Below are 19,714 nucleotides of genomic sequence, written 5' to 3' on the forward strand. Positions count from 1 at the left end.
TATTGTATGTTGAGGTATCGAAAATTGGCATGAGCAATTAATCTTCGAACACAATATATAAAATAATGCATACAATTCCCTCAAAAAAATCTACAAATACAGTTTTCTATGATGTTAGCTCATAGGTCTGCGACAGATGTGCCGAATTATTACAATAAACAACCAGCGTCAAAGTATCTAAATTTTTATCTTTCTCGGATACTATGAGATATGTCAGCAGTAATAATTTTATAATTGTAAGTTTTGAATTTAGTACACACATTTTTTGCTGCCGTTTGACTATTAGATATATTACTAAATTACAAATAATCCAAATCTTGTTCTATTTCAAACTTCGCACTTTCATTTAACAGCTTGTCGGCATAGTGCCCGAGCACCGCCCCAATTGCCGCGCTTGCATCGCTTCTATAGGTGTCACCCATTTTTTCTCGCGATATTATCTCCCAATTTGCCCCTGCGTCGCCTGTCATTTGTAGGCGCCTGCATTGATTTACATAAAGAGCCTTAGCCGCAATCTCGATTATTTCTTTAGTAATCATTCAGCATTGCCCCTTCAATTCCGTTGGTGTTGTCCAGTTAACGACAAGGCTTGCAGCTCATGCTGCGCGCGCTTTGTGGCGATCGAGCTGGTGCTCAAACATCGCCTCGCCGCTTATAACGATGAAGTAGTGCTCGTACAGCCTGCGGGCGATGATACCGATTGGCTCGGGGGTGGTCAGCCCCCATCGGAGTGGTCCGCCCTGAAATATGGCTTTGAGCCGACGGAGGACGGACGCGATGGGAACGAAGAAGCACAAGCCGGAAGAGGTCGTGGCCAAGCTGCGGCAGGTGGACGTGCTGGTCTCGCAGGGGCAGAGCGTGGCTGATGCGATCCGGGGTATCGGCGTGGCCGAGGTCACGTGTTACCGCTGGCGCAAGGAGTTCGGCGGGCTGAAGTCCGACCAGGTGCGCCGGATGAAGGAGCTGGAGACCGAGAACTAGCGACTGCGCAAGGCGATAGCGGATCTCACCTGAGATCATGAATGCAGCTTTCATGGGGTCACTGTAAGAAAGTGACATCTGCGTACGCTAAGGCCGAACGGAGCGAGACCGGCCGGCTGAATCAGTAGAGTCGCGCGATGAGAGCTTTGCCCTTGGCGGTCAGTTGCCATCCGGCACCGCCGCGCGGACCAGGCGAGGGCTCTGCCAGCCCGAGCGCCACCATCTTCGTCATGTCCCGTCGCACGAGTTGGGCCGTGTAGGGGGCGCTGTTCAATCCAGGGCAACCCTTCCGCGATCGCACCGGCGGCATAGCGGACGCCCACTTCGGAGCCGAGATATCGCTCCAGCAGGATAGCCGTTTCCCGCTTCTGCCGGCTGAGGAGCTTATGTTTCGCGGGAACCTTTTGCATGGGCGCTACCGGGGGAGGCGCCGCGACTTGAGCGTCAGTTTCATCCTCGGCCTCTGTCGCCTTAAGCTAGGCGTAGAGCGCCGTCTTGCCCACCTTCAGCCGAGCGGCCACCTCCACCACGGTTAGGTGTATGGTCCCGGAAAGAGGTGGTGCGGATCGATCTTGAACCGGTCCGGATCTTTGGTCCAGGCCTGACAGATGGTTTGGAACGGGGTTTTCCAGCGCAGCGCCTTGAGGTGCTTGGCGAAGTTGTAAGCTGTGACGAAGGCCAGCACGTGCGCCTTCAAGCTCTGCAGGTCATCGCAGTGGAAGACCTTGACGGTCGCATTCTTGATCGTCCGGTTCATGCGTTCAGCCTGACCATTGGTCCAAGGATGGTACGGTTTGGTCAGGCGATGTTCGATCCCATGCTCGATACAGACGCGATCGAAGATATGCGGACCTAGAAAACGTCGGCTCGGCCCTGTCCTGTTTTTCGGCAGATCAGCGAAGGCCATGCCATTGTCGGTCAGGACGGTGTAGATCTTATAGGGAAATGTTGACACAACGTTCCGGAGAAACGCCGACCCTTCCATCTTGCCGGCACTCTCGTGGAACTCGACGTAGGTGAACTTCGAAACTCGGTCGATCGCCAGGAACATGATCAGCTTGCCCTGGGCATGGCGCAACTCGCAGCTGTCGATATGCACTTAGCCGATCTCGTACGTCTTGAACCGCTTGCGCGTCTGCGCCGTCTCGGCTGCCGGAAGACGAGAGATGCTGTGCCGTTGCAAACAACGATGCAGGGCGGAGCGACTGAGGCTTGGGATCGTGTCACGCAGGCAGCCTAGAACATCGTCGAGTGGTAGAAGCGTCCGCCGCCGGAACTCAACCACAATCGCTTCTTCGGCCGGTGTCAGGACCGTGCTCCTCGGCGACTTCGGTCCCATCGGTGCATCCGTCGTCACCGTCCGTTTGCGCCATTTCGCGACTGTCTTGGGGTTCAGTCCGTACTGGGGCAGCAAGGGCACGGCTACTTTCTTGCGACGCTTGGAGCTCGGCTCGAATACGCGCCGTCGTGCGGGCGCAGCCGTGAAGAACTCCTGCCATAGTGCATCCCCCGCCTGACGCGCCAGCGCAGATAATGCACCATCACACTCCGGGACTGCACATCTAGGGTATATCCATTAAACACAATTCGCCTTGCACGGCAGCCTGAGACCAGATTTGGACTAACCGCGGGTCCAGGCGGTGAACACCCGGATCACCTCAGCGCGCACCTCCTTGGCCTTTGAGGTCTTGGACAGGATGCAGATGAGGAGGGCCTGTTCGCGGTTGAGGTAGAAGGCCCGGCCGGGGCGACCCCGATTGCCGGTATTAATCGCGCGAACCGCGATTATTCCGAACGCCTCCAATTCCTCCCGGTTGGCTTCGATGGTGCGCCGAACGTCCTCCGGCTTCGCCATCCCAAGCTGCTCCGCAAGGGCCGTGTCCAGCACCCGGGGCTCCCCCTCCATGACTGTGACGGGGAGGATGGACGATGGGAGCCATGGTCGTCATAGACCCCACTTCCTGAGCACCCCTTCGGCCCACACAGGGTTCATCCGGATATGCTTTACAACTTATATACTCAAGTTGAGCGCCTTCGCTATATTGTTGGATGTCATTCCTTTCTTGGAGAGTGTGAGCACGGCTGAGACATCATCGCGCACGAACGTGGGCTTGCGCCCAAGCCTACCCATCTCCGGCCAGCCCTGATCTTCCTCGATAGTGACTTCTGGTGCCGTCCTCTTTTTCGCCGTAGCAGGTTTGATTGATCGGGATGACTCCGGCGACCTTTGCGTCTTGGCTGGAGCCTGCTGAAGCTGAGCGGTATTCAACTGGACCAGCGTCTGAAGCATCTGAGACATGGCCGCCAAGGGTGCCATGATCGGCGCAAGAAGCTGCTCTGTTTGCGGAGGTGGCGGAGGTGCTGCCTGAAGCTTCGCCTCCAACTCTGCCCAACGGTCCACCACAGCGGCCCTCATCGGGACAGAGTAGCCCGTCATGAGGATCATGGTTTCCCGCTTGGGGAGGTGGGCACAGGTTCTCACCTCGCCCTTCTCATCTCTGTAACGGGCTGAGAAGTCAGCCGGTTGAAGGCCAAGCTCGGCGAGCATCCGCCTGATGTCAGCGAGGACGTTTTTGTGAAGCTTGCCGGTCAGTTCGGCAATCTCAAGACTGCTCATCCTTGCTTCAGGGGCGCTTAGTACCATGCCTTTTAAGGTGCCTTCTTGGCCATTAGCTTAGCCTTTTCGAGCACCCTGGCGGTGGATACGTGCTCCCGGGCCACGGTCGCGGCCACGTAGGGCTTGTCGACCTTGCGCTTGGGACCACGCGGACTGGTTGCAATCCGCCCAACGTCGACCCGCTCCGCCAACGCCAGCAAGCGGGCTGCGACGCCGGCTGCATCCTCCCGCCCCGTCAACACGGCGCCGTGACCCAGCGCCACCATCAGGCCCTCGTAGCCAGCACTGATCTGGCGGCCCAGGTGGAACACCGAGACCCGCGGCTCGGACCCGTGCACCTGCTCGATGCAGGCGCTCAGCAGGCTCAGCACGGTGTGAGCCAGAACCGCAGACGCAAATCCCAGAAGCGCCGCCCGCGGCCGACCCAGGCGGCCGGCCTCGCTGTGCAGCACCCGCTCCAGGCGCTAAGAACAGTCCCTCGACCCGCCAGCGTCGCCGATACACCTGCGCGATCTGCGCCGCGCTGACGCTGGCGGGCAGGTTGCTCCACAGCCAGATCGTCCGATCGCCCTCCGTGGTCGGCTCCGTCAGGCTGAGCGCGATGCGTCGCCAGGGGACCTGGCTTCCCTCCAGGGTGATGCTCTGCTCGCGCAGCGTGCCGGTCTCGCAGGCCCCGCTCTCCTGCCATTCCCCTTGTTCGCCCAGGCGGGGATGGTTGCCGTGCTGGCGCACCACGAAGGAACTGCCCGCCGCGACCAGACCCTCCAGCCACGGCCGGACGCAGAAGTGCCGGTCGGCGACCCAGACCTGACCGGGCGCGGCGCCCTCCAGAAGAGCCCGGGCCAGCGTCCGTTCGTCGGCATAGGCATCTTCGGCCGCCACCAGGTCGACGGCCAGGCCGGTATCGGGATCGTAGACGACCAGGGTCAGCCCCGGCAGGGCGGCACCGCGAAGCGCCCGCTGAGGCTTCAGGCGCTTGTCGCTGCCGGGCAGATGGTTGCCGTCCAGCACGCGCAGAGCGTAGCCCGGCAGGCTCGGATGGCCAGTGCCCGCGGCCGTCATCACCGGGGCCAGCCGGGCCGCGCTGCCGCGCACGAGGGCGCGCAGCAGCGCGGGTTCGGTGCGGTTGACCTTGTCGTAGAGGGCGGGAAGCGAGACGGTCAGGTCTTCGGCTTCGCGGGCCGCCGCATGCAGGGAGGAGCGCAGGCCGAGAGCGACCAGCATCATCAGCCTGACGACGGTGGAGAACAGCAACTCCCGCGTGTATTGCCACTGTCGATGCTGCTCGAACACCTCGTCGACCCAGCCGGCCGGCAGCGCGTGTTCCAGGGCCGTGCGGGCCATCAGGCTCGTCGGTGCATACTTCTCGAACCGCTCGATGACCACAGACCAGAGCGGGTCGGATCCTTGCGATGCTTCAATCATCACAAGGATATAGTTACGATAATCGTACCTTAAAAGGCATGGTGCTTAGTGCAAGGCCCGGAAAAATAATATCCTCACCAGACACAACGCAACCCTTCTGAGATGGAGGATAAAAAGATGGGGTGGTGCGGACATCTATCTTGGATGCCTGTTTCTTTGTGTGCGGTACTGACCGTCAGCGGTCGCTTGGATAAACCGGGGAGTCAGGGTGCTGCGGAGGTAAACGGCCGCTAGTGAGCGCCTTCCTGATATCTTCCCAGAGCCACCACCGCTCACAGTGTCTCGTCTCAAAGAACACGCCGCCTTGGTAAGGTCCCGCGCCCCAAAGGAGGGTGAGCCTCCATGCTCCTATGCGAAGCTCGAAGTCGCCTCGGGATAGCGTCAGGTGAGAGTTGCCACCGCTGAAGGCGAGCCCTGGCGCTTGCATTTCAATCATCGTCGTTATTCTCGGGGGATCATTGCCGGCTGACAACGAGAGTGTTTATCGAGCTACAATGAATGATCGTCAATAGGCTTGATGAATAGTTGCAGGGGTGGATAGATCAGCAGCGGACATATAATCCAGCGCGTCTACCAATCCCGCTACATCGTAAGATGTTGGGCTTTCACTGATTTTAGAGCGAATGTGGAATCGCGAGGGCTTGAGGTGGCTCCGGCGTGTGGGTTGCTCAAAAAGCATATCCACCGCAGCCATCGGCTCGAGGACCGCGACACGCTCCTGAGCGATGAGCTTCAGGGACGCCTCTCCAGCGGCCTTCGCCTCAGCGGCCTTCCGGCCCCGATACTCCACAAGGAACGCCATGCACGCCGCTTCGGGGTCCATGAAGTTCGGGATGGTGGGCGCCTGCTGAGCCTCAAGCTCCTGCCAGCGGTCCACGATGGCGGCACGAAGGGGCACCGAATAGCCCGAGACGAGAATCAGACTCTCCCGCTTGGGGAGGTGGAAGCAGGGGAGGGAACGGCCGGTGCTGTCCCGGTAGCTGGACGCAAAACTGCGTTCAGCGGCCCCAAGCTCGTGCAGCATCACGCGAATGTCGCGCATCACGTCAGCGTGGCGCTTCCCGGTGCGCTCAGCGATTTCCAGGCTGGACATCGTGAGGGCGGCGGTCGCGAGGGTGGCGAGGGTCGTGGTTCTCCTTGAGCAGGAGGAAAGCGCCCTCATCTCCATCATCGTGCGATGCAAATCCGGCGAGAAACCCCACATAGCAGGAAACCGTTTCGTTACTGACCAGAACTTAATTACCGGAGGAATTATGGTATCCCTACCCCTGCGTTATTATTCGAGCGCCAGAAGCGATTTTCAATCCTCACAGATAAACATTATGTATATAGAGAAAAACGGAGACCCCTACCGCTACAAATCTGTGGCATTCCTAGCGGGGTTCGCTATAGAGCTTTATTTGAAAGCTTGGCTCAGCGCTGACGGGGTAGAAGAGAAAGGTTTATCTTCACACAATGTCAGACACGATCTCGCCGAACTTCTGAAGATGGCAATTGCTCGTGGCTACTCTCCGAGTTCTAAAAAAATTGATGAGCTGATTGATACGCTTAGAAAACTCCATCGCAAGTTCGAAACGCGGTATTTAAAAGACGACACAGAAATCCAGAAGCTGACTTTAGGTGGCTACTCAGCAGAAATGGAAATGCTAGATGCCGATGTCAGAACTAAGATCAGCGTTCCACCGTCCAGTTGAGCGCACTGGCGCTCCGGCGAGGGTGGGAAAGGTAGTGTGGACTCTTGAGGAGCTTGCGGCTGAGCCTGTTGCTGTCCCTGCATCCACCTCTGCATTACCTGCATCAGGCTCGTCTGCGTCTGAGCCATGATCGTAAGGGCTGCGATCAGGGCGTCATCACGAGAGCCGGAAGAGGGATTAGCGTGGCGCTCCCGGCTCTCGGCCTCAAGCTCGTTGAAGCGTTTGAGCCAAGCGAGTTTAAAGGGAGGCACCTCCGGCCCGGTGAAGCTCATTGCCAGGAGGGCGAAGCCGTCCCGGGTCATTGTGTAGGAGAGAACCATGCGGTTAGCGGCTGGATCAAAGGCGCTAACCTCTTGAAACATAAGGTCCCGCAATTCTGCGGGGCCGTCCCGTAGGAGGTCGCGAATCTTCCGATTCACCTCCTGAGGTTCATTCTTGAACTCACGCGCTACGTCCTTGCTTGTGGTACGCGGCGTGCCGGCATCATCGAGATAGACGGGCAGAGTGGTGGGCTTGGGTACGTTCACGGTGTCAGCCTCTAGGCTCATCAGCACGGGCCTCTACTCGTGGACAGGACAGTCAGCGGCCAACCTGAGGGCTTCGGGGTGCGTGGGGATGCGAGGGTGGTCGTCATGGTCATCGCAGCGTTGAGACACATATACTCCCATTCCCAACTTGTTGCCCTCTAAGGTCGGATCGCCGCCCTTGTCTAGATCGCCAACGGAAATGAACCTCACTGATAGAAAAATCGATTTGATTCTCAAAATGTATGTCGGTCCAGCAGACGAGAATTATATTACAGCCCGCTCATCTTATAGCAATGGATTATTTCATGTATTCTATTGGTGCGCCGCTCAATCTTGCGAAAAATATCTGAAAGCGATACTTTTACTACAAGGGCAACATGCTCAAGGATATGGCCACGATCTAGCAAAACTGTTTCAGGACGCCCGCCGAAACGACCCTGGCAATATCATTCCCGATTTTCTCAACATACCCAAAACTACAGCTATGGGTTACGAGAGTTGGCAAGGCAAACGGACATCCCTCTATATCGACTACCTCGCCACATATGGAGCACCGGACAATTGATATGCGGTTGAAGGCACTTGTGTGAATGGACCGGTGCTGCACGCACTCGACATTCTGTGCCATGCGTTTCGCTGTCTCATGCGAGATGTGAATTTATCCGGTGGCGATTTATTTGCTTATCAGAACTACAACCTCATGACTCACGATCGAATCACTGACAGCCAGAGTTGGATGATTGATCCTTCGCGGCTTCTGGAACGTTTGTTCGTTGGGCGCTATAGCGTAGGACAGAGCCGTACGCTTCGCGACACGTTCTCCAACATGAACTGCGCATTCTTTCAGACCCGCACTGAAGGTGAGAAAAGCTTTGGGGGACAACACTTTCATGGCTCGCCACTTCATAATCATCTAGTTAGGATTGGCGAAATCGAAGCGACACCCTTGAACTTGGAGATTGTCAAACAACTTCGGGATTGGGCTTCCGATAGCATTCATATGAATGAAGATGTGCGATCAGAGCTTGGATTGCCAAAGGCACCGAAGGGCCGCCGCAACGCAAAATAACATTTTCTCTTTGCTAGCGCCGCATCATTCACAAGCTTGTGTCAGGGTGTAGAATGACTGCCTGAAGATGAAAGTGGCATGGTGAGGGTCTGGGTCGCATCTAGTCCCGTCGCCTTGGGGCGCTCCAGCTTAGGCGTTGATTGATCCACCGCACCCACCTTGACCGAACCAACCGCCCCGTGGCGTGTTCACTCTTCGTTCTCAACGATTCGGACGGAGGGCACACGATGCTGGCGAGACACACCGCACCCGCTGAAGGCCCGTCCTCCGCCTCCGCTCATACCGGCACCTCGTGCCCCGTCGAAGCCATCGCAGCGGCCTACCTCTCGCAGACCTCCGGTGACCCCGCGCTTGCCCTCCGGTGCGCCATCACGGACGCCTTAGCGGACCTCTTGGAAGCCGAACGCCGCACCCGTGAGCGTTCCCGCCTCATCTCCCGGGGCTACGTCCGTGGCCGCCTGGACGACACCGGCGATGCGCTTTGACGATCCACCACCCCGGCCGACCAACCTCGCCGCCTATCCCTACGTGGTGGTACGGGTCGCGTGCCCCCAATGCCGGGACAGACAGGGCAGCTACAGGCTCGCAAGGTTGGCCGCGAAGTTCGGCCCTGAGACCCCGCTAGACGAGGTGCTGGACAGGATCGCGATGGACTGCCCGTGGAGGGACCCACCGCGAGGCAGGATCAAGAGCCAGTATGTACCGAAGTGCAGGGCGCATTTCGTGGACCTTGAGCGGCCTGGACGACCCCCGGACTTGCCTCCGGGGTTGATGAAGCTGCGCGTGATCGGGGGCGGGAAGGGGTGAGGATGCACCACCACTGCTGACCAGTCGCCACATAGCGAATGCGAAGGTTGACGGACCTACCAGAAGGCCCGATTCATCATATGAGCCAAAGAGAAGGCTGAGTGCCCATGGGCTGTGGGTAGCCATACGCCACCCCTGCCAACGTTCGCGCCTCTCGTTTGACAGTCGGCTGATTGACTGTAAATCTTTAGCGAGGTGTATCAAGGCAGTCCTTCATGCGTCGCTTCGCGTTTGCTCTCATTGCCGGCTTGGCTGTTCACCCGGCAATCGCTCAGGTGCGGACGCCAGAGTTCACAAGGGCTGAGTACGTCTTCAACGAAGAGCATAGCTTTCGCTCCCGTGTGCTCTCCCAAATCCTACTGATAGCGACCGGACATCAAACCTCTGTTCCGACAGAGAGCCTTGGCCTGCGTACCTTCGAGGCAATCAAGCGGTTTCAGCAAGAGAAAGGCATTCGGTCGGACGGGGCCTTGAGCAAGTCAACGGTTGATCTGCTAATATCGTCTGCTGTGCCGATGCTGAGCATGTGGAACTTCAAGCTGCTTGAGCACCCGTGGCGCGGTCGTCCAATCTGGATACCTCAAGGCTTGTCGCTGCGTCCGTCCGCGAATAAGAGCGGCCTTGCGTTTGAGGACGCCCTTGACCGATTAAGTGTGAAATATAACTATTTCCCATCAATCAACATCGATCTCGTCTACTCCGACACCCTTGAACGAAAGCGACGCAATCGATACGTTATTAATTATAGCGTCATCAAAGATGGGTGGTTCGTTATCTCTGCTACATCTGCAACCGGCAAGGATGAGTACCTTCGCTATCATCAGGACGGTGATGGGGTTCTTGGCTTCTCATTGTTTTGGGACAACGCGAAGGGGAACGTCAGCGGCGAACGTGTCGCAATCCTAATGTCGGCTTCGCTTGGCTCTGTGATGAACGGAAGGCCGATGATCGATCCGCCCGGAGCGTCACAGCCGGCCCCTCAGGTCGCCACGACACCTCCCTTGCGGGTGCCTCTCCCTGCTCAGCCTGTGGCACGGGAGAACCCATCTCTCCCTTCGGCTCTACCTCCGGTGGCTGCTACACCTCCCGCTTCTCCGACCCCGCCAAAGGCTGAGGAAAAGGGTATCTCGACAGGCTCAGGCTTCTTTGTAGACGCAAGCGGCAACTTCGTCACCAACGCCCACGTCATCAAGGATTGCAAGTTCGTTGCAGTCAAGCTCAACGACAACAAGGCAGCGCATAAGGCGCGTGTCGTGGCAACGGACAACAGCAACGATCTTGCTCTTCTGGCAATTGATGATGCCAAGGGTGGGAAGTTTGCCTCTGTGAGAATGGGGACGAGGCTCGGAGAGAGTGTTGCTGCGTTCGGATATCCTCATTCGGACATCCTAGCGAGTTCGGGCAACTTCACACTCGGGAACGTGACTGCCCTATCGGGCTTGGGCGATGACAGCCGGTATTACCAGATTTCGACACCCGTTCAGCAGGGCAACTCAGGTGGCCCTCTGCTGGATAGCTACGGGAACGCTGTCGGGGTTGTCGCTGCGAAGCTGAACGTACTCAAAGTGGCACTCGCCTCCGGTGACTTCCCGCAGAATATCAACTTCGCCATTAAGAGCACGATGCTCGCGACATTCTTAGAGTCGAATCAGGTTACGATACAGCCGGGTATGACCACAGGAACCAAGCTTGATCCCGCTGACCTTGCGGACGCAGCTAAGGCAATGAGTGGGTTTGTTGCCTGTCAGTGATGTTGGTGGCGATCAAGGGCGTCTAATGTGGGGGTATAAGTTGGGAAATGTGGTGGATGGTGGGGGCTGAAGCCATAAGGGCTACCTCATCCAACATCACCCCCGCTCACTCGCCCATCTCTCACTCTTAAGAACCACCTAAATACCATATACAGGAACCGTAAGGCTCGCGGCAGCTTTCGGCATCTACGACAGCACCCGCCTGCCTGCCTCTCGGCACAGCCTCCCTTGGCCTCATTACGCGAGGCCGGAGCAGAGCCACACAGCGAGTCACTGACGGCGTTCTCAGGCTTGGCAGCGGTAGCCTGCCTGAACTCAGCGATGCCGCTGTACGGACTCACGGTGCCTTCTTAGAGCGCCCCTGAGTCACCCTGCGTGGCAACGAACAGCGGCAGCTTCATCATCTCTTTCGCCATATCCTCAACCGTAGGAGTCTCGTACTCATCGCCCACATCGGACGACGTGTGACCACAGAAGGCAAACCGGATACGCTTTTCAATCCCTGCCCGTACTGCCCTACGCTTGAAGGTGTGGCGCCAAGCGTGGTTCGGGCTAATGTTGGTGTCTGTCACCCCTAGGTCTCTCACCCATTCCGCAAGCTTGTTCCGCTGTTTCACCCACGGTGCCTGAACGGGGTTGGTGGGATCATCACGCTTCACACGCTGCCCGTTCGGGTCATAGAACAGCGGACCCTTCCCGACACTCTGAACGAACTCGACAAAGCCTTGCTCGATAACGTGCGGGTGGATGGGGACCGTGCGAGCCTGACCGCCTTTCACAGCGCCAGCCTCTGGGCTGATCTTCATGACCCAAAAGCCCGCCTTGTGGTGCTGAATATCCTCAGCGCGAAGCTGCGTGACTTCCCCCGGGCGTGAGCCTGTGTAAGCGCAGAGCCACGGCACCCACCTACGGGCAGCGGCGTTGTGAGCGGCGATGCGCCCCGGCTGAGGCCCGGTGGTCGCCTTCAGGATGATAGACCACTCGGCTTCCTCGAACTCCCGTTCACGGACCTTCGGAGCAGCCTTACCGACTGCGACTGAGACGCCTTCAAACGGGTTTGAGGCGATGCGCTTATTGTCCAGCGCCCACCCGAAGTTCACCCGGGCTGCTCTCAGCCACACGTCATTGACCACGCCTGCCGATCGCTCCGGGGTGACGAGGGTATCCTTCCACGCAAGGGCGTCCTCAGCGGTGATCGCTGCGATGTCGCGTCCCTCAAAGAAGGCGTCCAAGCCCCGCATTACGGCCCGCCATCGGTTGACGGTGGCATCCCCGGGCTTCCGCTCCTTCACCCACGCCTCAAACAGGGACCAGGGCGACAGGCCCGCGCGCTTCTCCGGGGCAGCCTTACGGAACTCAGGGTGGCGCTCAACGCGGACATCGGGGCTGTAGTCGCCTTCAGCCCTGCGGCCCAACGTTGTCAGGGCAGGACCAAGCTCGCGCTCAACAAGGTCCAGGAATGTGGCTGTCGCCTCATCGGTGAGCCTTAGCCCCTGTTCTCCGAGGAAGCTCGCCACCTGACCAAGCTCAGTGACCACCTGTCGGATATGACGGCGTGCCGCGGGGCTCTCCGCCTCGTCAGCAGGGTCCTCGTCAGGCCCGCCCAACGACCGCCCAAACTTGCTGTGGGCGTCCACAAGCTGGCCGTAATGCAGGCCCCATTGGGTGGGCTGCCCCAGGGTCCTGCTCATGCTTGGCAACGAACCACGCATACCACTGCCCCGCCAGTCCATGAGCCTCACGATGCGTCAGCCCGCGACCCTCGCCCCTGGCGGCAGCCCTTAGGGTCTCGATGCGGCCGGTGACCGTCGCGTCCCAATCGCGAAGCTCGGCCTTCGCGGTGCCTGCGGACAGGCTCTTGGGACGCCTGAACCGCTCCTCCTGAGACACGCCGTAGGCTCGCTTGTAAGCCTCGCGAACGTCCTTCGGGATGCCTTTGCGAGCGAACCAATCGCCGTTCGGGGCACGGCTCAGGGAGGTCATGGGGATTGCCACTTTGTAGCGCCCTTTGTAGCGGTGGGCGCCTAAAAACATCACAGTGGCAGTATGTTGCTGACGATACTGACGATTTCAAGACTTTGGTGCGGACGGCGGGACTCGAACCCGCACGACCAGAGGTCGCAAGATTTTAAGTCTCGTGCGTCTACCGATTCCGCCACGTCCGCTAAGGGCGCTCAAGCCCAGCCCGTCCGGGTTAGCCGGGGCTGAGGCGCAGATCAAGGCCCGTCAGCCCGAACCGACCGGGCGCCAGCCGTAGAGCCAGGCGTAGCGCTCGGTCATCTGGGCAGGACCCAGGCGGCCCATCACCACGTCGCGGGCGGCCGCGACCAGGGGGCCGGCGTGGTAGATCCGGCCGTTGCGGCGGGCATGGGCCTGGATGGTGGCGACCCGCTCGGCCCGGGCCTTGGCGTAGCGAGCGAGCGCCGCCGGCACCGGCTGGCCGGGATCGAGGCAGGCGGCGAGCACCGCGGCATCCTCGATCGCCAGGGCCGCGCCCTGCGCCAGGAACGGCAGCACCGGATGGGCGGCGTCGCCGAGCAGCGCGATCCGGCAGCGTGCCATCGGGCGGGCCGCCGGGCGGTCGACCAGGGACCAGACCAGCCAGGTTTCGGGCCGGGCGAGCAGGCCGGCGAGCGGCGGGGCGGCATCGGCAAAGGCGGCGCGCAGGCGGGCGGGCTCGCCGCGGGCGCCCCACTCCTCGCTGCGCTCCTTGTCCGGCACGACCGCCACGAGGTTGAGCCGGCGCCCGCCATTGATCGGGTAATGCACCACGTGCCGGCCGGGGCCGAGCCACAGGCCGGTCTCGTCGGCCAGGAACTCGGGCGGCACCGCCTCGCGGGGCAGGGTGGCGCGCCAGGCCGACTCGCCGCGGGGGCGCAACGGGCGCCGGTCGAGCCGGGCCCTCAAGGTCGAGCGTACCCCGTCGGCCGCCACCACGAGGTCGGCGTCGAGGGTCTCGGTGCGGCCGCCGTCGCTGGCGAGCGTCAGGGTGGTGGCGGAGGCGCTCTCCTGCACCGCGGTGACGGCGCGGCCGATCAGGAGCCGGATGCCCGGCCGGCCGCGGGCGGCCTCGAGCAGGATGGTCTGGAGGTCGGCCCGGTGCACCACCCAGTAGGGCGCGCCGAAGCGCTCGCGCATCGCCTCGCCGAGCGCGATCTCGCCGATCGCGCGGGCGGTGGCGAGGCTCCGGATCCGCACCCGGGCCGGCTCGCCGGCGACGCGGCGCAGGGGCAGCGCGAGGCCGAGCTCGGTCAGGATCCGGCTGGCATTGGGCGAGAGCTGCAAGCCGGCTCCGACCTCGCTGAAGGCGGTGCGGCGCTCGATCAGCGTCACGTCGTGCCCGCGGGCGCTCAAGGCGAGGGCCGCCGTGAGCCCGCCGATGCCGGCCCCGACGATCGCGACGCGCAGGCCCGGCCGGTCCGGGACCGGCCGGTTCCCCGGCAGAGGGCCCGGTGCCAAGGGACTTGGGGGCAAGGTCTACTCGGCGGCGAGGCGGGCGCGATCGTCCCAGACGCTCGCGGCCGGCTCCGCCGTGCCGGCCTTCAGGGCCGGGTTGTAGCGGTACAGGGTCGAGCAATACTGGCAGATGATCTCGTGGTCGGCGCCCATGTCGAGGAAGACGTGGGGATGGTCGAACGGCGGCAGCGCGCCGATGCACATGAACTCCTTCGAGCCGACCTGGATGACCGGAACGCCGTCCTGGTTGTGGAAGTGCGGGACCGCCTTGTCTGCCATCGCCTCAGAGTTCCTGGCTGTGCGGGGCAAGATGCCCCCGGAAGATCGGGTTCTCCTAGCCCCTCGGCAGCGCCGCGCCTAGGGGGCGGCGCATGCGCCGCGGTTTGGTCCCTAGGCGGCGCCTGCGCCGCCGTTTCGACCGTAGGCGGCGCCTGCGCCGCCGTTTCGACAATGTCTTGCGACATCGGGGCGCCGATGAGCGTCACCGACACGAGAGGATCGCCCGTGACCCGCTTCCTGCCGAGGCTCGCCCTCCTCGCCGCCCTGAGCGGCGCGACCGTTCTCGGCGCCTCCGCCGCCCAGGCCCAGAGCCGCACGATGGTCGGCGTCGGCGCCGGCGCGGTGGCGGGCGCCCTCGTCGCCGGGCCGATCGGCGCGGTGGTGGGCGGGGTCGTCGGCGCCGCCTGGGGCGAGTCCGGGCGGGGCCACCGCCGGGCCGGCCGCCGGGTGCGGCGCCACCATGCGGTGCGGCAGCCCTCCGCCCGGCCGGTGCGGGTCGCGCAGCGGGCGCCTGCCGCGGCGCCGGCCCGGCCGCGCGCCTGGGTCGATCCGCGCTGAGGCACCCGTTCCTCCTCGCCTTCCTCCTTGGCTTCGGGCCGGAAGCGCCTACATCGACAAGTATCCAGAGCGCCGCCAGCATCCATTTCCGGGCCCCGATGAGTCGTGACGAGCAGAGTGCGGTCAAGGATGGCCGCCGGCAGGAGCCGCCGATCCACGGCCCCGAGGCCTTCGCGGCGATGCGCAAGGCCGGCCGGCTCACCGCCGAGGCCCTCGACCTGCTGATGGAGGCGGTGGCGCCGGGCGTCACCACCGAGGCGCTGGACCGCCTCGCCTACACCTTCGCGATGGATCACGGCGCGTTTCCGGCCTCGCTGCATTACCGCGGCTACCCGAAATCGATCTGCACCTCGATCAACCACGTCGTCTGCCACGGCATCCCGAACGACAAGCCCCTGCGCGAGGGCGACATCGTCAACCTCGACATCTGCCTGATCGTCGATGGCTGGCACGGCGATTCGAGCCGCATGGCCTATGTCGGCGAGGTGCCGCGCAAGGCGGCGCGCCTGTGCGAGATCACCCACGAGGCGATGATGCGCGGCATCGCGGCGATCAAGCCCGGCGGCACCACCAACGACATCGGCGCGGCGATCCAGGCCTTCGCGGAAGGCGAGCGCTGCTCGGTGGTGCGCGATTTCTGCGGCCACGGCCTCGGCCGCACCTATCACGACGCGCCGACGATCCTGCACTACGTCGAGCCGAGCTACAGCGTCGCCCTGAAGCCCGGGCAGTTCTTCACCGTGGAGCCGATGATCAATCTCGGCCGCCCGGCCGTGAAGGTGCTGGCCGACGGCTGGACCGCCGTGACCCGCGACCGCTCGCTCTCGGCTCAGTTCGAGCACACGGTGGCGGTGACCGAGACCGGCGTCGAGATCTTCACCCTCTCGCCCAAGGGGCTGGACAAGCCGCGCGACACCGTCGCCGCCTGACGGCCATGGCCCGCCGCACCACCCCCGGTTTCGCGGAGGCCGGCGGGCCGGAACCCGGCCTCAAGGCGCAAGGTGGCAAGGTCCACGAGACCAAAGCGGAAGAGCCGCATTACCACGGCCACCGCGACCGCCTGCGCGCCCGCTTCGCGCAGGGCGACACGCTGCCGGATTACGAGTTTCTGGAACTGGTGCTGTTTCGCGCCATCCCGCGCCGGGACGTGAAGCCGATCGCCAAGGCGCTGATCGCCCGCTTCGGCAGCTTCGCCGAGGTGATCAGCGCTCCGGCCGAACGCTTGCTGGAGATCGACGGCATCGGGCCGTCTGTGGTCACCGACCTCAAGATCATGGAGGCGGCCGGGCGGCGGCTCGCCCGCGGCGCGGTGGCCGAGCGCACCCTGCTGTCGTCCTGGGCCGCCGTGATCGACTATTGCCGCGCCGCCATGGCGTTCGCGCAGCGGGAAGAATTCCGCCTGCTCTTCCTCGACAAGCGCAACCGCCTGATCGCCGACGAGGTGCAGGGCCGCGGCACCGTCGATCACACCCCGGTCTATCCGCGCGAGGTGGTGCGCCGGGCGCTCGAACTCTCCGCCACGGCGCTGATCCTGGTCCACAACCACCCGTCCGGCGATCCGACCCCGTCCCAGGCCGACATCAAGATGACCCGCGACATCATCGCGGTCGCCGGCCCCCTCGGCATCGTGGTCCACGACCACATCATCGTCGGCCGCGACGGCCATGCGAGCTTCCGCGGGTTGAAGCTGATCTGAGTGGCTGTTTGACTGCCCAATCTTTTCAAAGGCTGGAAATGAGCCTGCGATACCCCACCCGCACCCTCATCCTGAGGTGCGCCCGCCAGGGAGCCTCGAAGGAGGGCTCCAGAAGTCGCTGCGATCCCTGGAGCCCTCCTTCGAGGCCAACCGATCTTCGATCGGCCGGCACCTCAGGATGAGGTGGAAGGTGGGAGAGAGCCGCCGATTCAATCAAACGCAGGCCCTGAAGCGGTCTTCTCCGCGCGGGGTGGCCTGGTTAACGAAATCCACGCCATCCTAGGGCAGGACAGGTCCCGATTCGCGCCGGCCGTCAGGCCCGCCCTCGCTTCCCGCGTTAAGAGCGTCCATGCCCCCCACCCGCGACACCGCCCTCGACGACCTCGACCCGAAGGCCGCGCAGAGCCTCCACGCCGCCCTCTCGGCGGAGATCGCGGAGCATGACCGGCGCTATCACGGCGAGGATGCGCCGACGATCTCGGATGCCGAGTACGACGCCCTGCGTCGCCGGCTCGAGACGATCGAGGCGCGCTTCCCCGATCTCGCCGGCACCGGCGAGGCCTCGGCCAGCGTCGGCGCGAAGGCGTCGGACAAGTTCGCCAAGGTGCGGCACGCGGTGCCGATGCTGTCGCTCGGCAACGCCTTCTCGGACGAGGAGATCGGCGATTTCGTCGAGCGCGTGCGCCGCTTCCTCGGCCTTTCGGGCGATGAGCCGGTCGCCTTCACGGCCGAGCCGAAGATCGACGGTCTGTCCCTGTCCCTGCGCTACGAGGGCGGCCGCCTCGTCACCGCGGCGACCCGGGGCGACGGCGAGGTCGGCGAGGACGTGACCGCCAACGTGCGGACGATCAAGGAGATTCCCGAGCAGCTCGGGGGCGAGGGCTGGCCCGACGTGTGCGAGATCCGCGGCGAGGTCTACCTGTCGCACGCCGATTTCGCCGGGATCAATGCCCGCCAGGAGGCGGCCGGCAAGCCGCTCTTCGCCAATCCGCGCAACGCCGCCGCCGGCTCGCTGCGCCAGCTCGATTCCAGCATCACCGCCTCGCGGCCGTTGCGGTTCTTCGCCTACGCGGCCGGCGAGATGTCGGACCAGCCGGCCGATTCGCAGTTCGAGATGATCGAGGCGTTCCGCGACTGGGGCCTGCCGGTGAATCCGCTCACCGTCCTGTGCCAGGACGCGCCGGCGATGCTGGCGCATTACCGGATGATCGAGGCGCGTCGCGCCGATCTCGGCTACGACATCGACGGCGTCGTCTACAAGGTCGACGCCTTCGCGCTCCAGCGCCGCCTCGGCTTCGTCGCCCGCGCGCCGCGCTGGGCGCTCGCCCACAAGTTCCCGGCCCAGCGCGCCACCACGGTGGTCGAGGCGATCGACATCAATGTCGGGCGCACCGGCTCGCTCAACCCGCTGGCGCGGCTGAAGCCGGTCACGGTCGGCGGCGTGGTGGTGTCGAACGCGACGCTCCACAACGAGGATTACGTCCACGGCGTCGATGCCGACGGCCATCCGATCCGCAGCGGTGTGGCGATCTGGAAGGGCCAATCCCTGCGCGACGACGTCGATCTGGCGCAAGGGTCGGACGTGCGCGTCGGCGACACGGTGGTGGTCCTGCGCGCCGGCGACGTGATCCCGAAGGTCGCCGACGTGGTGCTGGCGCAGCGGCCCAAGGACGCCGTGCCCTACCGCTTCCGCGAGACCTGCCCGGCTTGCGGCAGCCATGCGGTCCGCGGCCTCAACCCGCGTACGGGCAAGCTCGACGCGGTGCGCCGCTGCACCGGCGGGCTGATCTGCCCGGCGCAAGGCCAGGAGCGGCTGAAGCACTTCGTGTCGCGCAACGCCTTCGACATAGAGGGCTTCGGCGAGACCTATATCGAGACCCTGTTCGAGGCCGGCCTGGTGCGCCAGCCCGCCGACCTGTTCCGCCTCGATTTCGAGCCCCTGAAGGAAGCGGTGGTGGCGCGGCGCCAGGCGCTCTCGGCGGAGCGGGCGCTCGCGGCCGGCAAGGAGATCAAGAAGGCGGCCAAGAAGAAGGACGACGAGGACAAAGCGATCAAGAACCTGCTCGCCGGGGTCGAGGCGCGCAGACGAATTCCGCTGAACCGGTTCATCTTCGCCCTCGGCATCGAGCAGGTCGGCGAGGCCACCGCCAAGGCGCTGGCCAAGCATTTTTCGGACATGCCGGCCCTGATGGCGGGGGTCGCGGCGGCGGCCGGGTGCCAGCCGGGGCCGGACTGGATCGCGCTCGCCAGCCTCGACCGCGTCGGCGCCACCACCCGCGACCGGCTGCTCGACGCGGCCAAGGACCCCGATGTCGATCTCCTGGCCGGCGGCGCGGTGGCCCGCCTGTCGGCGCCGCAGCGCGAGTCCCTGGTCGGGGCCTACGGCGATTCCGCCGGCGTGCGCGCGGCGGTGGAGCGGGCGGTGGCGCAGGTCCCCGGCGACGCCTACCGGGCGCTCGCCGATGACGGCGAGATCGGCACGGTGACTACCGCCTCGCTGATCCAGTTTTTTTCCGAGGCGCACAACGTCGCGGCGGTGCAGGCGCTGTTGGCCGAGGTCGAGACCGAGCGGGCGGCGCCGGTCGCGCAAGCCGCGGCGTTCAGCGGCAAGACCGTGGTGTTCACCGGCACGCTCGAAAAGATGACTCGCAGCGAGGCCAAGGCGACGGCCGAGCGCCTGGGCGCCAAGGTCTCGGGCTCGGTCTCGGCCAAGACCGATCTGGTGGTGGCCGGGCCGGGGGCGGGCAGCAAGCTGAAGGATGCCGAGAAGCACGGGGTCAAGGTGGTCTCGGAGGACGAGTGGCTGGCGATGGTGGCGAGCGCCTGAAATTCGGCGCCTTCGCGGGGGAGAGCG

17 protein-coding genes, 1 tRNA gene and 3 pseudogenes are annotated in these 19,714 nt (G+C 63.1%); 10 read left to right on the forward strand and 11 right to left on the reverse strand.

The window, feature by feature from the left end; all coding sequences use genetic code 11:
• Positions 1-299: 299 nt before the first annotated feature.
• Positions 300-422: a hypothetical protein gene (locus tag F1D61_RS34845; RefSeq protein WP_281437016.1), complete on the reverse strand. Its 123-nt coding sequence runs from the start codon at positions 420-422 to the stop codon at positions 300-302.
• Positions 423-777: 355 nt separating this feature from the next.
• Between F1D61_RS34845 and F1D61_RS19700 the strand changes: the two are divergent.
• Positions 778-978: pseudogene (locus F1D61_RS19700) on the forward strand (transposase); the annotation flags it as partial.
• 535 nt (positions 979-1,513) lie between these two features.
• Here F1D61_RS19700 and F1D61_RS19705 read toward each other — a convergent pair.
• The 5 genes and pseudogenes from F1D61_RS19705 to F1D61_RS19725 all read right to left on the reverse strand — a co-directional run bounded on the left by F1D61_RS19705 (position 1,514) and on the right by F1D61_RS19725 (position 6,116).
• Positions 1,514-2,480, reverse strand: a pseudogene (locus F1D61_RS19705) (IS481 family transposase).
• Positions 2,481-2,602: 122 nt separating this feature from the next.
• Positions 2,603-2,869, reverse strand: coding sequence for a hypothetical protein (locus F1D61_RS19710; RefSeq protein ID WP_203153407.1), 267 nt, complete (start codon positions 2,867-2,869; stop codon positions 2,603-2,605).
• A 123-nt stretch (positions 2,870-2,992) separates the two neighbouring features.
• On the reverse strand, positions 2,993-3,598 hold the full coding sequence (locus F1D61_RS19715; protein ID WP_203153409.1) for a Rha family transcriptional regulator: 606 nt from the start codon (positions 3,596-3,598) through the stop codon (positions 2,993-2,995).
• Positions 3,599-3,630: 32 nt separating this feature from the next.
• Positions 3,631-4,942, reverse strand: a pseudogene (locus F1D61_RS19720) (IS4 family transposase).
• Positions 4,943-5,528: 586 nt separating this feature from the next.
• A complete protein-coding gene (locus tag F1D61_RS19725) occupies positions 5,529-6,116 on the reverse strand; it encodes a Rha family transcriptional regulator (RefSeq protein ID WP_203153411.1) in 588 nt (195 codons plus the stop codon).
• Positions 6,117-6,150: 34 nt separating this feature from the next.
• On the opposite strand from F1D61_RS19725, the gene F1D61_RS19730 reads away from it, so the two are divergent.
• Positions 6,151-6,717, forward strand: a complete 567-nt coding sequence (locus F1D61_RS19730; RefSeq protein ID WP_203153413.1) for a HEPN domain-containing protein — start codon at positions 6,151-6,153, stop codon at positions 6,715-6,717.
• Here F1D61_RS19730 and F1D61_RS19735 read toward each other — a convergent pair.
• Positions 6,648-7,244 (reverse strand): Rha family transcriptional regulator, encoded by a 597-nt coding sequence (locus tag F1D61_RS19735; RefSeq protein ID WP_203153415.1) that lies wholly within the window; start codon positions 7,242-7,244, stop codon positions 6,648-6,650. The genes F1D61_RS19730 and F1D61_RS19735 overlap by 70 nt on opposite strands.
• Before the next feature lie 199 nt (positions 7,245-7,443).
• On the opposite strand from F1D61_RS19735, the gene F1D61_RS19740 reads away from it, so the two are divergent.
• The 4 genes from F1D61_RS19740 (at position 7,444) to F1D61_RS19750 (ending at position 10,871) form a co-directional block, all read left to right on the forward strand.
• The gene (locus F1D61_RS19740) at positions 7,444-7,809 is read left to right on the forward strand and encodes a HEPN domain-containing protein (RefSeq protein WP_203153417.1); all 366 of its coding nucleotides are present in this window, start codon (positions 7,444-7,446) and stop codon (positions 7,807-7,809) included.
• Positions 7,810-7,842: 33 nt separating this feature from the next.
• Positions 7,843-8,313 (forward strand): hypothetical protein, encoded by a 471-nt coding sequence (locus F1D61_RS19745; RefSeq protein ID WP_203153419.1) that lies wholly within the window; start codon positions 7,843-7,845, stop codon positions 8,311-8,313.
• Between the two features lie 227 nt (positions 8,314-8,540).
• Positions 8,541-8,798 (forward strand): hypothetical protein, encoded by a 258-nt coding sequence (locus tag F1D61_RS34345; protein WP_246775420.1) that lies wholly within the window; start codon positions 8,541-8,543, stop codon positions 8,796-8,798.
• A gap of 537 nt (positions 8,799-9,335) precedes the next feature.
• Positions 9,336-10,871: a serine protease gene (locus F1D61_RS19750; RefSeq protein ID WP_203153421.1), complete on the forward strand. Its 1,536-nt coding sequence runs from the start codon at positions 9,336-9,338 to the stop codon at positions 10,869-10,871.
• A 350-nt stretch (positions 10,872-11,221) separates the two neighbouring features.
• On the opposite strand, the gene F1D61_RS19755 is transcribed toward F1D61_RS19750, so the two are convergent.
• From F1D61_RS19755 to F1D61_RS19770, 4 genes are all read right to left on the reverse strand, one after another.
• Positions 11,222-12,562, reverse strand: a complete 1,341-nt coding sequence (locus F1D61_RS19755; RefSeq protein ID WP_203153423.1) for a hypothetical protein — start codon at positions 12,560-12,562, stop codon at positions 11,222-11,224.
• 388 nt (positions 12,563-12,950) lie between these two features.
• Positions 12,951-13,036 (reverse strand) — tRNA-Leu (locus F1D61_RS19760).
• Between the two features lie 61 nt (positions 13,037-13,097).
• Positions 13,098-14,315: an FAD-dependent oxidoreductase gene (locus tag F1D61_RS19765; RefSeq protein WP_203159163.1), complete on the reverse strand. Its 1,218-nt coding sequence runs from the start codon at positions 14,313-14,315 to the stop codon at positions 13,098-13,100.
• A gap of 33 nt (positions 14,316-14,348) precedes the next feature.
• Positions 14,349-14,606, reverse strand: coding sequence for a zinc-finger domain-containing protein (locus tag F1D61_RS19770; RefSeq protein WP_048435906.1), 258 nt, complete (start codon positions 14,604-14,606; stop codon positions 14,349-14,351).
• 225 nt (positions 14,607-14,831) lie between these two features.
• On the opposite strand from F1D61_RS19770, the gene F1D61_RS19775 reads away from it, so the two are divergent.
• The 4 genes from F1D61_RS19775 to ligA all read left to right on the forward strand — a co-directional run bounded on the left by F1D61_RS19775 (position 14,832) and on the right by ligA (position 19,687).
• Complete coding sequence (locus tag F1D61_RS19775) at positions 14,832-15,164, forward strand: DUF456 family protein (protein ID WP_246775422.1); 333 nt, start codon at positions 14,832-14,834, stop codon at positions 15,162-15,164.
• Between the two features lie 98 nt (positions 15,165-15,262).
• On the forward strand, positions 15,263-16,093 hold the full coding sequence (gene map / locus F1D61_RS19780; protein WP_203153425.1) for a type I methionyl aminopeptidase: 831 nt from the start codon (positions 15,263-15,265) through the stop codon (positions 16,091-16,093).
• Between the two features lie 5 nt (positions 16,094-16,098).
• Positions 16,099-16,860 (forward strand): RadC family protein, encoded by a 762-nt coding sequence (gene radC / locus F1D61_RS19785; protein WP_246775423.1) that lies wholly within the window; start codon positions 16,099-16,101, stop codon positions 16,858-16,860.
• Between the two features lie 349 nt (positions 16,861-17,209).
• On the forward strand, positions 17,210-19,687 hold the full coding sequence (gene ligA, locus F1D61_RS19790; RefSeq protein WP_203153427.1) for an NAD-dependent DNA ligase LigA: 2,478 nt from the start codon (positions 17,210-17,212) through the stop codon (positions 19,685-19,687).
• Positions 19,688-19,714: the final 27 nt, after the last annotated feature.

Origin of the sequence: Methylobacterium aquaticum, from assembly GCF_016804325.1 — a bacterium.
In the GTDB taxonomy this organism is placed as follows: domain Bacteria; phylum Pseudomonadota; class Alphaproteobacteria; order Rhizobiales; family Beijerinckiaceae; genus Methylobacterium; species Methylobacterium aquaticum_C.

Coding starts and splice junctions, on each gene's coding strand:
- radC (WP_246775423.1), top strand. CDS start 16,099: ATGGCCCGCCGCACCACCCCCGGTTTCGCGGAGGCCGGCGGGCCGGAA.
- F1D61_RS34345 (WP_246775420.1), top strand. CDS start 8,541: ATGCTGGCGAGACACACCGCACCCGCTGAAGGCCCGTCCTCCGCCTCC.
- F1D61_RS19715 (WP_203153409.1), bottom strand. CDS start 3,598: ATGAGCAGTCTTGAGATTGCCGAACTGACCGGCAAGCTTCACAAAAAC.
- F1D61_RS19770 (WP_048435906.1), bottom strand. CDS start 14,606: ATGGCAGACAAGGCGGTCCCGCACTTCCACAACCAGGACGGCGTTCCG.
- ligA (WP_203153427.1), top strand. CDS start 17,210: ATGCCCCCCACCCGCGACACCGCCCTCGACGACCTCGACCCGAAGGCC.
- F1D61_RS34845 (WP_281437016.1), bottom strand. CDS start 422: ATGGGTGACACCTATAGAAGCGATGCAAGCGCGGCAATTGGGGCGGTG.
- F1D61_RS19755 (WP_203153423.1), bottom strand. CDS start 12,562: ATGAGCAGGACCCTGGGGCAGCCCACCCAATGGGGCCTGCATTACGGC.
- F1D61_RS19750 (WP_203153421.1), top strand. CDS start 9,336: ATGCGTCGCTTCGCGTTTGCTCTCATTGCCGGCTTGGCTGTTCACCCG.
- F1D61_RS19740 (WP_203153417.1), top strand. CDS start 7,444: ATGAACCTCACTGATAGAAAAATCGATTTGATTCTCAAAATGTATGTC.
- F1D61_RS19725 (WP_203153411.1), bottom strand. CDS start 6,116: ATGTCCAGCCTGGAAATCGCTGAGCGCACCGGGAAGCGCCACGCTGAC.
- map (WP_203153425.1), top strand. CDS start 15,263: ATGAGTCGTGACGAGCAGAGTGCGGTCAAGGATGGCCGCCGGCAGGAG.